Origin of the sequence: Helicobacter cinaedi CCUG 18818 = ATCC BAA-847 (assembly GCF_000155475.1) — a bacterium.
GTDB classification, from domain to species: Bacteria; Campylobacterota; Campylobacteria; order Campylobacterales; family Helicobacteraceae; genus Helicobacter_C; species Helicobacter_C cinaedi.
This window is the reverse complement of record NZ_DS990392.1, coordinates 623,201-636,685: the sequence shown is the minus strand read 5'-3', so window position 1 is coordinate 636,685 and position 13,485 is coordinate 623,201. Positions and strand designations below refer to the sequence as shown.

The 13,485-nt window shown below is 39.0% G+C and carries 10 protein-coding genes and 1 pseudogene; 10 read left to right on the top strand and 1 reads right to left on the bottom strand.

Features of this window, described 5'->3' with window-relative positions; all coding sequences use genetic code 11:
* Positions 1-24 precede the first annotated feature (24 nt).
* The 9 genes and pseudogenes from HCCG_RS07500 to HCCG_RS07460 all read left to right on the top strand — a co-directional run bounded on the left by HCCG_RS07500 (position 25) and on the right by HCCG_RS07460 (position 10,774).
* Positions 25-1,350, top strand: a complete 1,326-nt coding sequence (locus HCCG_RS07500; protein WP_015453536.1) for a TIGR04372 family glycosyltransferase — start codon at positions 25-27, stop codon at positions 1,348-1,350.
* Positions 1,347-2,273 (top strand): glycosyltransferase family 9 protein, encoded by a 927-nt coding sequence (locus tag HCCG_RS07495; protein ID WP_015453535.1) that lies wholly within the window; start codon positions 1,347-1,349, stop codon positions 2,271-2,273. Before HCCG_RS07500 ends, HCCG_RS07495 begins: the two co-directional genes overlap by 4 nt.
* Before the next feature lie 62 nt (positions 2,274-2,335).
* Positions 2,336-3,391, top strand: a pseudogene (locus tag HCCG_RS07490) (quinone-dependent dihydroorotate dehydrogenase); the annotation flags it as partial.
* Between the two features lie 408 nt (positions 3,392-3,799).
* The gene (locus HCCG_RS07485; protein WP_015453534.1) at positions 3,800-5,095 is read left to right on the top strand and encodes a M16 family metallopeptidase; all 1,296 of its coding nucleotides are present in this window, start codon (positions 3,800-3,802) and stop codon (positions 5,093-5,095) included.
* A gap of 21 nt (positions 5,096-5,116) precedes the next feature.
* Positions 5,117-5,998 (top strand): 4-hydroxy-tetrahydrodipicolinate synthase, encoded by an 882-nt coding sequence (gene dapA / locus HCCG_RS07480; protein WP_002956877.1) that lies wholly within the window; start codon positions 5,117-5,119, stop codon positions 5,996-5,998.
* A 26-nt stretch (positions 5,999-6,024) separates the two neighbouring features.
* Entirely contained in the window at positions 6,025-6,795 is a 771-nt protein-coding gene (locus tag HCCG_RS07475) for an enoyl-ACP reductase (RefSeq protein ID WP_372449648.1), read from the top strand.
* A 51-nt stretch (positions 6,796-6,846) separates the two neighbouring features.
* On the top strand, positions 6,847-8,178 hold the full coding sequence (locus tag HCCG_RS07470; protein ID WP_230197920.1) for an apolipoprotein N-acyltransferase: 1,332 nt from the start codon (positions 6,847-6,849) through the stop codon (positions 8,176-8,178).
* A gap of 90 nt (positions 8,179-8,268) precedes the next feature.
* A complete protein-coding gene (locus HCCG_RS07465) occupies positions 8,269-9,027 on the top strand; it encodes a hypothetical protein (RefSeq protein ID WP_002956874.1) in 759 nt (252 codons plus the stop codon).
* A gap of 112 nt (positions 9,028-9,139) precedes the next feature.
* Positions 9,140-10,774 carry a tetratricopeptide repeat protein gene (locus tag HCCG_RS07460; protein ID WP_014666621.1) on the top strand — a complete coding sequence of 545 codons (1,635 nt, stop codon included), beginning with the start codon at positions 9,140-9,142 and terminating at the stop codon, positions 10,772-10,774.
* A 53-nt stretch (positions 10,775-10,827) separates the two neighbouring features.
* Here the strand turns inward: HCCG_RS07460 and HCCG_RS07455 are convergent, their stop codons facing one another.
* Entirely contained in the window at positions 10,828-12,243 is a 1,416-nt protein-coding gene (locus HCCG_RS07455) for an alanine/glycine:cation symporter family protein (RefSeq protein WP_002956870.1), read from the bottom strand.
* A gap of 52 nt (positions 12,244-12,295) precedes the next feature.
* On the opposite strand from HCCG_RS07455, the gene HCCG_RS12840 reads away from it, so the two are divergent.
* On the top strand, positions 12,296-12,430 hold the full coding sequence (locus HCCG_RS12840) for a hypothetical protein (protein ID WP_268257956.1): 135 nt from the start codon (positions 12,296-12,298) through the stop codon (positions 12,428-12,430).
* The last annotated feature ends 1,055 nt before the right edge of the window (positions 12,431-13,485 follow it).

Here is a 13,485-nt window from a genome sequence, read left to right as displayed (position 1 = left end):
ATAAAAATAATAAGGAGTAAGAAAATGTTTAAAAAGTGTAAGGATTTAGTAAAGGCGATACTACCAACTTCGGTGTATGGTGTATTGCGTGAAGGGATTTTTAGATGTGTGGGTTATATAAAATTTGCTGTGAAGTTGATTTTATTTCCATTTGTATGGCCGTATATGTGGGTTTTGAATCTCAAACAACCCACAAGGGTAACAACACTTATTTCTTGTAGGATTGGGCATTTGGCACTTAATACGGATTTATTTGTGCGACAAAGAAAAAATGATACTAACGAGAGAATAATTTTTCTTGCACCATTGCCAGTGAGCAATGAGTTTTTGTTACAAAGGTGGAGTGAGATAATAGAGGTTGTTAGTTTATCCAAACATCCTTTTTATGTTCGCTGCTTGTCTCTATTATTGTTTTTCAAATCTAAATATGCTTTTGAGTTGCCATATGAGGGCAATGAATATGACATATATCTCAACACAAAGAGCAGTTTTTATTTTACAGATTCTGAGAAACAAGATGGCGATAGAATCTTGGAGGAAATGGGTATAGGCAAAAATGATTGGTTTGTCTGCGTTTTTGCAAGAGATAGTGCATATTTGGATCAAACATTTGAATACTCTGTGAATCACGACACTGGAGAAAGAGGATGGTCATATCACGACTACCGCGATAGTGATATTGACAGCTTGAATCTAGCCATTGATGAGATTTTAGCTCGTGGTGGATTTGTAGTGCGACTTGGTAAGGTTGTGGCTAAGGCGATGAGCTATAAACACGACAAAGTGATTGACTATCCTCTAAGTAAATGGCGAAGTGATTTTATGGATATTTATTTGCAGTATAGGGCAAAATTTGTCCTATCATCTTCTACTTCTGGGGCTACCGATGTGTGTTCGCTTTTTGATACGCCATATTGTGGGGTAAATACACCTGCTTATTGGAATATACCCTACAAAAATGCCATTCAAATTCCAAAAATATATCGTCATAAACATAATGGAAAAATGGTAGGCTTACAAGAGTGGATCAAGCTTGTTGAGACACAAAAAGCAGATCGCCATTATGGCTGTGATTATGAAGATCCTACACAACTTAGCATTTGGCACTCTGGTTTTTATGCAAAAAACGAGCTTGAAATCATCAATAACACGCCTGAAGAGATTTTGGAACTTACAAAAGAGATGTTTGAGCGACTTGATGGAAGCTTTACACAAAGCGATGAGGATAAAAAAAGGCAAGAAAAATACCTTGCTATTAATGCTACTTATCTTCCGGTAAAAGAATGTAAGAATCCTTACGGCAGGGACTTTTTAGCAAAAAATCCTTGGTTTTTGGAGAATTACAAGTGAAGATTTTAATCCTAAAGCTTGGCTATTCTGAGACACTTGATCCTGAGATTAGTAAAATTGTAAGTTTGGGTGATGTGGTGCGTTGCTCAGTGGTGCTAGAGGCACTTAAAGAGAAATATCCACACTCTCATATCACTTGGCTTGTCGCTCAAGAAGCACTGCCACTAGTGGCACAGAATAAGTATATTGATAGGGTGCTTGTGTGGGATGAGTTTGTGCCATTTGTGTTGATGAAAGAGCAATACGATATGGTAGTCAATCTTGAAAAATTACACGGAATCTGTGCGTTGGCTGATATAATACAGGCTTGGGAGAAGGTGGGCTTTCGCTTTAATACACAAAGTGGGGAATATGACACTTATATGCAGGGCTTTGTCGCTAAGAACTATATACGCGATAAGGAAAGTGGGAGTAAAACGCACGATATTTGGCAGAAAATCATTGTGGAAATGGTAGGCTGCACTTGGCGTAATCAAGAATATTCTCTAGGCTATGTGCCAAAGCCAAAAGAGCATTTTGTCGTGGGGCTGAATCATTTTGTGGGAAGTAAATGGCCTACTAAAGCTATGGGAAAGAATAAATGGGAGCAGTTAGCTCAAAGGCTAGATACGCTTAAGCTTACATATAGTTGGCAGCAAGGAATGAATAATCTTTATGATTATATGGATTGGATTGCTGGGTGTGATGTGCTGGTAAGTAATGATAGCTTGGGTGTGCATTTGGCATTGGCTATGAAAAAGAGAGTGGTGGTGCTATTTGGTCCAACAAGTGGGGAAGAGATATATCTCTATGATAGAGGCATAGCCTTATATCCTAATGCTAAACTAGCCTGTATGCCTTGCTATAAGCCTTATTGTGAAATGGATTCTCATTGTATGGATTTTATAGAGATTGATAAGATAGTGGAGTATATTTTAAAATAGATTTATTTTTTTTGCTACAATACACAACTTAACTTTCTAATTTAATTTCTCGGGGTGTTTTTATGTCTTTGTATCAAATGCTTTCTCCTTATCTTTTCAAACTTGATGCTGAAAAAGCTCACAATCTAGCTGAATCTTTTATTAAGCGTGTCTTACCTTTGCCTTTGGTGCAGGACTATGTGGCAGGGAAAAATTGTGTGGTGGATAAGGCATTAGGCGTTGAAGTTGCAGGTATGAGATTCTATAATCCTGTGGGCTTGGCGGCTGGATTTGATAAAAATGCTACGATGATAAAGGGGCTTACCACTCTTGGATTTGGGTTTTTGGAGATTGGCACAATCACTCAAGCCCCACAAGAAGGCAATTCAAAACCGCGTCTCTTTCGCCACACACAAGAGCAAAGTCTCCAAAATGCTATGGGTTTTAATAATCAAGGCTCACTTGCTATTTCAAAAAGATTAAAAGCATTTTACCCCTATACTATCCCGCTTGGCGTAAATATTGGCAAGAATAAAATCATCGCTCAAAGCGATTCTTTGAAAAACTATGAAAATGTTTTGCTTGATTGCTTGGAGGTTGGGGATTACTTCACTTTCAATCTTTCATCGCCAAATACGCCGAACTTGCGTGATTTGCAAAATGTTTCATTCGTGCAGGAGCTTTTTGCTATGGCACACACGCATACGCAAAAGCCACTTTTTTTGAAAATCTCGCCAGATATGGATAAAGATGAGATGCTAAAAGTTGTAGAGATAAGTATCAAAAACGGTGCAAGTGGGATTATCGCAACAAATACGACTATTGATCACACGCTCGTGCAGAATCCACAAGATAGTGGCGGCATTAGCGGAGTGGCGTTAAAGCAAAAATCAAAAGAGATTCTAAGAATCTTAAGTGAAAGCTTTTTTGGCAAGATAGCTCTCATCTCTGTTGGCGGGATTGATAACGCACAGGAGGCTTATGAGCGTATTAAGCTAGGGGCGAGTTTGGTGCAGGTGTATAGTGGGCTTGTGTTTCAAGGACCAAGCTTGTGTAGGAGCATTAATGAAGGCTTGTTACAATGCCTCCAAGCAGATGGATTCACACATTTATATGAAGCATTAGGGCAGAATATTAAAACAAAGCCAAAAACACGCAAAAAGTCAAATGCAGATAAAACGCAGGATAAGCAGGATTCTAAAATTGTCATTAAGACAAAGCCAACACAAACAAGAAAGAAAAAGCTAGATTCTAGTAAGGACACAGAATCTACCCAAAAAACACCAAGCCCCAAAAAGACAGAATCTAAAAAAACAGAATCTAAGCCTAAAAAAACAAGGGCAAAAAAGGCGGATTCTACAAATGGAACAAAGGGTAAAGCTTCTCGCACAAAAGCAATAGAATCTAAGCTAGATTCTACACAAAATCTAGCGGATAAAGATTTGCCAACATCGCAAATAGAGGCATCACAAGCACAGCAAGATTCTAAAGCAAATTCACCCAAAGAGTGAGCATAGCAAGTGAAGATTCTAATTTTAGGAGTTTTGATGAGTGTTGTAACGAGCATAAATTCAGCATTTTCAACACAAAGTGTGTTGCCTAAGCATTACACAAAAATGCTTGAAAATGGGCTAGAAATTGTGGTTGTCCCCCTGCATAATCAAAGTGGCGTGATTGAGACAAATGTGTTTTACAAAGTCGGCAGTCGCAATGAGAGTATGGGAAAAAGTGGCATAGCCCATATGCTGGAACATCTAAGCTTTAAATCTACTAAGAATCTTAGGGCTGGGGAGTTTGATGAGATTGTGAAAGGCTTTGGCGGGGTGAATAATGCTTCTACGAGCTTTGATTACACGCGGTATTTTATTAAATCAAGTGCGGAGAATATGGATAAGTCTTTAGAGCTATTTGCCGAGCTTATGAGCAATCTTGCGTTGGAAGATAGTGAGTTTCAGCCTGAAAGGAATGTTGTGGCTGAAGAGCGATTATGGCGGACGGATAATTCGCCTATGGGCTATTTGTATTTTCGCTTTTTTAATACGGCTTATGTATATCACCCCTATCATTGGACGCCCATTGGCTTTATGGAGGATATTAAAGCGTGGAAAATTGAGGATATTAGGGCATTTTATGAGACTTATTATCAGCCACAAAATGCCATAGTGCTTGTGAGTGGGGATATTGAACCAAATGTAGTGTTTGAGAGTGCTACAAAACATTTTGGGGCATTGAAAAATAGGACAGATTCTATTCCGCAAGTTGTTGCAAAAGAGCCAAAGCAAGATGGAGAACGACGCGTGATTGTGAAAAAAGATTCACAAGTTGAGTATCTCACAATGGGCTATAAGATTCCAAATTATTTAAGCAAGGATCAAGTGGCATTAAGTGCCATAGGGGAGATTCTAAGCAGCGGGAAGTCAAGTATCTTTCAAACCGAGCTTATAGACAGACAACAAATCGCTACGAGTGCGTATGCGTATAATATGGATTTAAAAGATGAGAGCGTGTTTTTAATCGTTGCCGCAGCAAGGCAGGGTGTGAGTGCAGAATCTGTGGAAAAAGAGATTTATACGATATTAGATAGGTTGAAAAAAGGCGAGATTTCACAAGAAGAGCTAGAAAAGGTTAAAATCAATACTCGTGCGAGTTTTATATATAGCTTGGAGAGTGCAGGAGATGTAGCAGGACTATTTGGAAGCTATCTTGTGCGTGGGGATATTAGCCCACTTTTGCGGTATGAAAGGGAAATCAATACTTTAAGTATTGAAAAAATCAAAGAAGTGGCAAATACATATTTTACGCAAGATTCACTGAGTGTGGTAATCTTAAAAGATACTAAGTAGGCAGAGATAAAGGAGTAGGCAATGGTGCAAGGAGCGATGAGTGCGTTAATCACACCTTTTAAGCAGGGGAGAGTAGATTTTGAAACTTATGAATCTTTGATTAGGCGGCAAATCGCTTATGGAATGGACGCTTGTGTGCCTGTTGGCACTACTGGAGAATCTGCCACGCTTTCACATAAGGAACATATGGAATGTATTGAAGTTGCGGTGGAAGTTTGCAAAGGGAGTGGGGTGAAGGTGCTTGCTGGGGCAGGGAGCAACTCTACAAGTGAAGCCATTGAGCTTTCACAATTTGCACAAAAATGTGGAGCGGACGCATCGTTATGTGTTACGCCTTATTATAATAAACCCACACAAGAGGGCTTATTTCAGCATTATAAAGCTGTGGCAAATGCGGTGGAGATTCCTGTTATGCTTTATAATGTGCCTTCTCGCACGGGCGTGAATCTTGAGATAGAGACAGCAAAGAGATTACATAAAGAGTGTAGCAATATTTATGCGATTAAAGAAGCTGCTGGACTTATGGATAGGGTAGTGGCATTTGGTGCGGAAGTGCCAGAGCTTATGCTTTTGAGTGGTGAAGATGCGATTAATTATCCCATTCTTGCCAATAATGGCAGGGGTGTGATTTCAGTTACAGGCAACCTTTTGCCACAAGAAATTGCCGATTTGACACATTACGCATTGCAAGGGGATATGAAAAAAAGCTATGAGATAAACACAAAACTTTATGAAATAAATAAGGTTTTGTTTTGTGAGAGTAATCCTATACCCATAAAAGCGGCGATGTTTTTGGCAGGATTATTAAAAAATTTGGAATATCGTCTGCCATTAGTAGCACCTTCTAAGGAAAATATGGATAAAATACACAAAATCTTACAAAAATACGAGGTGAAACAATGAATAATCAAAATTGCACTACAAGTTTTATGAAGGGCAAAACGCTTGTGATTAGCGGTGCTACGCGTGGGATTGGTAAAGCGATTTTGTATAAATTTGCACAAAATGGCGTGAATATCGCATTTACCTATAATAAAAATGAGGAAGAGGCGGTAAAAATCGCACAAGATGTTGAATCCAAGTTTAGTATCAAGGCAAGATTCTATCCTTTAAATGTGCTTGAGCCAGAGCAGTATGTTGAGTTATTTAAAAAGATTGATGAAGATTTTTCACGCATTGACTTTTTTGTGTCAAATGCGATCATTTATGGTAAGAGCGTGGCAGGTGGCTTTGCACCATTTATGCGTTTAAAACCTAGGGGGCTAAATAATATTTATACTGCAACGGTTTTGGCATTTGTCGTTGGCGCACAAGAAGCGGCAAAAAGAATGAAAGAAGTGGGTGGAGGGGCGATTGTCTCTCTTAGCTCAACGGGAAATCTTGTATATATGCCAAATTATGCTGGACACGGGAATTCTAAAAATGCGGTAGAGACAATGGTAAAGTATGCGGCAACGGAGCTTGGCGAATGGGGCATACGCGTCAATGCTGTAAGTGGCGGTCCTATTGATACTGATGCACTTAAAGCTTTCCCTGATTATGCGGAAGTTAAGGCAAAGGTAGAGGAGCAATCCCCACTTAATCGTATGGGGACGCCTGAAGACTTGGCGGGTGCAGCGTTTTTCCTATGTGATGAGACACAGAGTGCTTGGCTGACTGGGCAGACTATTGTTATTGATGGTGGAACGACTTTTAAATAAGTCAAATCCAACGGGTATGGTGTTTTCAAGTCTTCAAAGCTAAAATTTTAAATGCTGAATCTTCAAGTTTCAAATCCTTTTAGGCGTATAAAAGCTATGCTTGATACGCCTTACACTCCTTTTTCTTGGCGTGATAGACAAAGCTACAAAAAAGTTTTTATGTGGCTTTTTATCTCTTTTATTTTCGCAAGTTTTTGTGTAGCTCCATTTTATATCCAGTGGATTTTTGAGCTTTGTGATGTGGAATCTCCTAAGATTCTGCTTTCTATTTTTGGGTTGCTAAGTATCGCAAGTGTGCTTTTCACACCTAAAAATCGCCGCTTTAGTGTGGGATTTTTCGTTGGGGTGCTGTGGTTTTATTGGATAAGTTTGGGGTTACGATATTTTGATATGAGTGTGCTTATTCCGCTTGTGGTGGTGGCTGAAGCCTTGCTTATAGCGTGTGTATTTTATGTTGGATTATGGTGTGAATGTCTGCTGTGGCGGTTTGGCTTTATAATGCTTTTAAGCTTTTTTACACCCCTTGGGTTTGATTGGATTATGCTTGAGAGTGTATTTGCTTTTAGCTATTTTGGAGTGGATAAATTAAGCTTAGGGCTTATTGTGCTTGGGCTGTGGGTTGCTATCAAATATGAGCGTTGGTGGAAGATTGTAGGGATTTTATGTCTTGTTTTTGCTCTAGATTCTAAAACTTTTAGTGAAAATCCGCCACATATTCCGCTAAAAATTAAGCTTATACAAAGTGAAGTCAGTCAGGATATTACTTGGCGTATGGAGCAAATGGAGAGTATTTTTCAAAACTATATAGAGCAAATAGAGATAGCAAAAAATAAAGGCTATGAAGCTGTTGTTTTAGCTGAAAGTGCCTTTTATGTGCCTTTGGATTCTAAATATTTTTCCCACTTTGACAAGATTCTGCAGATGAGTAAGGATATTGTCATCATTGTTGGGGCGTTGCGTGTAGAGCAAAATGAAAATGGTGAAGTGTTGTATTTTAATAGCACTTATAAGTTTGAAAATGGTGAGATGACATTCCTTGATAAAGTGCTACTTGTGCCTTTTGGGGAGCGTCTGCCACAATTTTTACTGCCCATTGTGAATGTATTTTTTGAAGGCATTGGGGGATTTAGCCCGGGGCGTGAGTTTGGGTATTTTGACATTAAGGGTGTTAGGTTTAAAAATGCGATTTGTTATGAAGGGACAAATAGTGATTTTTATGCGGATAATCCTAGACTAGTAATTGTAACAAGCAATAATGCGTGGTTTGTGCCAAGTATTGAACCTATTTTGCAAAAAAATCTTATGAAATATTATGCGAGATTACATAATAGCACGATTTTGCACGCTACAAATCTTTCTAAAGCCGCCATTATCACACCTTGAAATTAAGTGTTTAAAGTTTTGCGTTTTTAAGCCGATATCAACTTATTATGCTATTATACGCATTTTAGAATCAAACATAAGGAGTTAAAAATGATTCGTGTAAAAAGAATTTTCTTGTTACTTGCTTTGGCTGGGGGTGTGGTGTTTGCTGCTCCAGCTAAAAACAATAATGACATCAAAAAGCAGTTGTTGGGGAATTTTGCAAGTGGGTCAATTCTCAATGGTTCAAATAAGGCTGGGAATGTTCAACGCTGGTATCTTTTTAGCGAGGGGCATTTGGGCTATTCTTATTCAATGCTTGGCGATTTGAATCTGCATTCAGCTGATGTGGGTTATTCTATGTATATCACATCTATTAAGTCTGCAAGTGGGTTGCGTCCGTATGTTGGGACTGAAATCACCGCTCCAATTTATGTTAAATCCGTTGGGAATTCAAATGCTTTTTGGCCCGGACAAAATACAGGTTTACCCGGTGGGACAAAGGTAATGACGGATTTAGGTTTTAATGGTTGGGGTGTGCAAGTGCCTGTGATTGTGGGAGTGCAAGCAAGATATTTTTATATCCAAGGTATGGTGGGCTATGCCTATCATAGTATAAAGGATAATTTCTATATCAGCGATACACAAAATGACACTTCGCTCGATAATGTCTATCACGGCTTGACTTATGGTATCGGTATGGGTGTGAAAGTGTCAAATGTATTTAGCGTAGGGCTACGCTATGTAATGGGGCAGATGACAAGCTCTTCACGCACACCGGGTCCATCAATCAACACAGATTCTGTGCGGTCCAAAGACTTTAAAAACGACTATCAGCGTATGTCTATTATCTTTGGTGTAGTGTTCTAAGATTCTATTTTTGTAGAGAAGCTCTACAAGACAATCGCTTTTGGTAGCCGCTCTCGCTAGAGGGTGGCATTTTTTTTGCTTCATATCTTTGGAAAATTTCTAAAGGTAGCCTATGTCTCAACAAAGTTTTAATATCGCTTCAGCCGTGCATTCAGCCTTTAGGCTTTATGAGGAAAGCCAATATCACGAGTGTATGGATATTTGCATTCAGATTTTAGGTATAGATTGCACGCGTGCAGACATTTGGAGTTTGGCAGGTATTGTTATGCTAAAGCTTGAAATGTATGAAAAAGCGGTGGAATACTTTACCCAAGCCTCAAATTTTGCCCCAAATGACTTTAGCCATAGGATAAATCTCGCAGAAGCCTACCGCCGCGGTGGGAATCCACAGGCGAGTATTGCTGAACTTAGCTTACTTTTAACGCAAGAAAAGGTAATGGAAAATAATCCAACCTTGCATTTTAACCTTGCAAAAGCCTATTCTGATATTGAAGATTCACAAAACTCCATTAAACACTACACTATCGCTATTAAGCTTGATCCCAACGATTTGGGAGCGATGTTTAATCTCGCCAACGCACAAGTGAGCTTGAAGCATTTTGGGGAGGCAATTGAGCTGTATTTGAACGCTTTAAGCAAAGGCTATCTTGATGCGGGTGTGAATCTGGCTAATACTTATGTGCAAATTGGGCTTTTTAGCGAGGCATTGGAGGTGTATCGTGGCATTTATCAATACTACAAAGATGATAGTGATTTTTTGTTTAACTATGCTAATGCGTTAAATTACGCAAATGCTCTGCCCCAAGATACGCAAACACTCTATCAACAAGCCATAGGGCTTAATCCACAAAAAAGCGAGTATTGCATTAACTACGCACATTTTTTATTAAAGCATTTAGATTTAGTAAATGGATTTAGAATCTATGAAGAGCGTAAAAAGCTCCCAAATATGCTTCCACAGGGCATTACAAAGCTTTGGGAAAAGGGCGAGTGTTTGAGTGATAAAAATGTGCTTATCTATCACGAGCAGGGGCTTGGAGATTCTATTATGTTTAGTCGCTTTGTGCCACTATTGCAAAAGGTTGCTAAAAATGTGCTTGTGCTGATACAAGAGCCGCTTTTGCCACTTTTTAAAAAGTTTCATATGCCTTGTGTTTGTGGCATTGCACAGGACTTAGAATATGATGTGGCAATCTCCCTTCTATCTTTGCCCTATGCGTTAGGTGTGTCCCATAAGCAAGAGCTAGAATCTTTGTCTTTTTGCGATACGCCTAGAATGGAAACTCACAAGATCAAAACCTATGGGGTCAAAAAAATCGGCATTTGCTTTAGCACAGATTCTGCTTTTCCTGAATCTGCGAATAAGAATATTCCCCTTGAAGTGCTGATGAGTGCGTTGCGAGATGCTCAAAGGTTGGGTGTTGAGATTTACTCCATTAATAAGGCACATTGTGAGAATCTAGATAAATTTGGGATTATCCAAAAGCCAATGAATGATTTTTTACAAACTTATGAGATTATCAAAGAGCTAGATTTAGTCATTAGTATTGATACTGCTGTGGCACATTTAAGTGGGAGTATGGGGAAACATACGCTTGTTTTACTCAATAAACGCTATGATTGGCGGTGGGGTAATGGTATAAGTACGCCGTGGTATGAGAATGTGCTGTGTATGACACAAAGCAAAATGGGGCAGTGGAGCGATGTAACGCAGAATCTTAAATCATATTTGGGAAGCTATATTTAGCTTTAGCTAGATTCTAGGTGAATCTAGCATACAATGTTATTTCAAAAACTCTGCTATTTCCAAAACTCTGTATCGTGGATACCAACATCTGCAGCTTTAAACACAGGATTCTTACCTTCTTTGCGTTGTTTTTCATAGTCTTTTAGCACTTTTGTAGCAATATTGCTAAGTAGCAAAATTACCACAATATTGATACTCGCCATAAAGCCCATAAACACATCTGCCAAGTCCCAAGCGAGCTGGAGATTGAGCTGTGCACCTACAAAGACCATTGCCACTGCTGAAAAGCGAAAGATTTGTAATGCGGTTTTATTGTGCGTGATGAATTTAAAATTTGCTTCAGCATAAAAATAATTCCCAATCAATGAAGTAAAGGCAAAAAGCACGATAGCCACACTCACAAAAAGCAAACCAAAAGAGCCAAAATAGCCCTGCATTACATTTTGCATTAGTGCCATACCTTTTGCGTCTGCATAGGTGCTTAAATCCGCACATAGCACCATAAACGCACTTGCCGAGCAAATAATAAGCGTATCAATAAAGACGGAGAGTGTTTGCACCATACCTTGTTTGGCGGGGTGGCTTGTGTGTGCGGCAGCTGCGGCATTTGGGGCAGAACCCATACCGGCTTCATTTGAAAAAAGCCCCCTTTTTACGCCAATGACAATGGCACTTCCTGCGAAACCACTAAAGATAGCTTGGAAGTTGAACGCTTCTTGTAAAACATTGCCAAAGATAGCAGGAAGCCTGTCAAGATTCATACCGATGACAATAAGAGCCACCACAAGATAGCCAAATGCCATTACAGGCACAAGCACGGTGGAGATGGTTGCTGAGCTTTTCCCACCGCCAAAAAAGAAGAAGCTCACAAGTGCGGCAAGGATAAAGCCTACAAAAAATGTAAAATAGCCTTTATTAAAGCTTTCGCTACCTACAAAAATTTCAAATGCGGAAGTGAGTGTATAGGACTGCAATCCGTTGAATCCATAAGTAAAGCACAAAATAAGTGAGATAGCAAAGATAACGCCAAGTGCGCGGGACTTGAGAGCTGTTTCTATATAATAAGCTGGACCGCCTTTGTAGCGATGCTCTCCATCACTTCGTTTATATACTTGAGCGAGAGTAGATTCTACAAATGCACTTGCCCCACCCACTAAGGCAGTGAGCCACATCCAAAATAAAGCTCCCACGCCACCGCCGACGATAGCCACAGAAACACCCACAATATTGCCAATCCCCACGCGTGAAGCAGTAGAAATCATCAACGCTCCAAATGGCGAGATATGCTTTTCGTGGCTTTTTTCTTTTAGCACCATAAAGGCGTCCTTAAGAAAGCGAAGCTGAATGAATCTTGTGCGGATAGTTAAGTATAAACCACATAAAATCAGTGCAAATACAAGCCAATAAGTGTATAGAAAGCCACTTGTGCTATCAACAATGCTATGAAAAATGTCAATAAAACTTTCCATTCTAATCCTTTGAAAATAAATGTAAAAGCGTATTTTTTCATAAAAGAGTAGTTTGCGTATGTGGCATAGCGGTAGAATGACAAAAAAAGAATCTTATATGCTACGATTTGTATCATTTTTAGAATCTAAACATATCAATAAGATACAAAATGTAACATATAACAATCAAAGCAAGGCAAAAGGATAGAAAGAAGCAATATTCGTTTTTAGCGTTAGGTGAAGTGTCTTTGCTTGAAATATTTGACTTTTAGATTTTTTATTTATTTTTTCTGTCATACTGAGCCACAGCGAAGTATCTATATTTTTTTTGTGATTCTAAGTTTTTGTTTTTTTATAAGGGGGAGAGATTTAAATTTGCAAGTGTGGATTAGTGCTTACGCACGAATGCGAAGTCGGCTCATCTTGCCACTCATTCCCCTTTTTTATAAAAATTCTAAGTGTGGATTAAAACAATAGAATCTACTTATCAAGATTCACAAATATAAAAAATATTCTCTATCACTTCCGCAAAAAGAAAAAAGGTTTATCCTCTCCCGTTTACAGATATACCGCTCACCCCTTAGCCCCGAAAAAATCTCCGCTTTTTACCCTTATGGGATTTGCGAGACTACATCGGCAATCAAGGGGCGAGCCTCGCTATTCTGCTTCTAGCATAAAATCGGCAGCGGGACACTTCTGCCCGCCTTGAATCCGATTTTATGCACCACAAAGTAGGCGAGAGTAAGGATTCACGTTTTGTGTGTAACATTGATTTTTTAGATTCTGCTAACGCAGAATCTCTACGAGAAAATGTTGTTTAGCTAGTTTTACGCTTAAGGTACGACTTTAAGCGTGTTAAATTAAATTGCGTGAAATGTAAACCTATAAAAGCGTTGTAGGGGTGAGCGACACGATTGCGAACGATATATAAGGGGGAGCGAGTGGCACGACTACGAGCCGACTTCGCATTCGTGCGTAAGCACTAATCCACACTTGCAAATTTAAATCTCTCCCCCTTATAAAAAAAATAAAAAACTTAGAATCTAAAAAAAAACATAAATACTTCGCTCACGCTCAATATGACAAAGAGAGAAAACAACAAACAAGACTAAGAAAGAAAAAACAGATTCTAGAATCTAACATAGTGATTTTTGGTAGTTTTTGTATTGAATAAAAAAGCTACTTTGGCAAAGCCCTAGTAATGACATAAGATAGACATTTTGATACAACAAGTAAAAACATTAGAGTGATACAAATCCCCTT

What these genes read in the sequence shown, in the direction of transcription:
- HCCG_RS07500 (WP_015453536.1), top strand. Translation starts at nt 25, where the DNA reads ATGTTTAAAAAGTGTAAGGATTTAGTAAAGGCGATACTACCAACTTCG.
- HCCG_RS07485 (WP_015453534.1), top strand. Translation starts at nt 3,800, where the DNA reads ATGAGTGTTGTAACGAGCATAAATTCAGCATTTTCAACACAAAGTGTG.
- dapA (WP_002956877.1), top strand. Translation starts at nt 5,117, where the DNA reads ATGGTGCAAGGAGCGATGAGTGCGTTAATCACACCTTTTAAGCAGGGG.
- HCCG_RS07475 (WP_372449648.1), top strand. Translation starts at nt 6,025, where the DNA reads ATGAAGGGCAAAACGCTTGTGATTAGCGGTGCTACGCGTGGGATTGGT.
- HCCG_RS07470 (WP_230197920.1), top strand. Translation starts at nt 6,847, where the DNA reads ATGCTGAATCTTCAAGTTTCAAATCCTTTTAGGCGTATAAAAGCTATG.
- HCCG_RS07465 (WP_002956874.1), top strand. Translation starts at nt 8,269, where the DNA reads ATGATTCGTGTAAAAAGAATTTTCTTGTTACTTGCTTTGGCTGGGGGT.
- HCCG_RS07460 (WP_014666621.1), top strand. Translation starts at nt 9,140, where the DNA reads ATGTCTCAACAAAGTTTTAATATCGCTTCAGCCGTGCATTCAGCCTTT.
- HCCG_RS07455 (WP_002956870.1), bottom strand. Translation starts at nt 12,243, where the DNA reads ATGGAAAGTTTTATTGACATTTTTCATAGCATTGTTGATAGCACAAGT.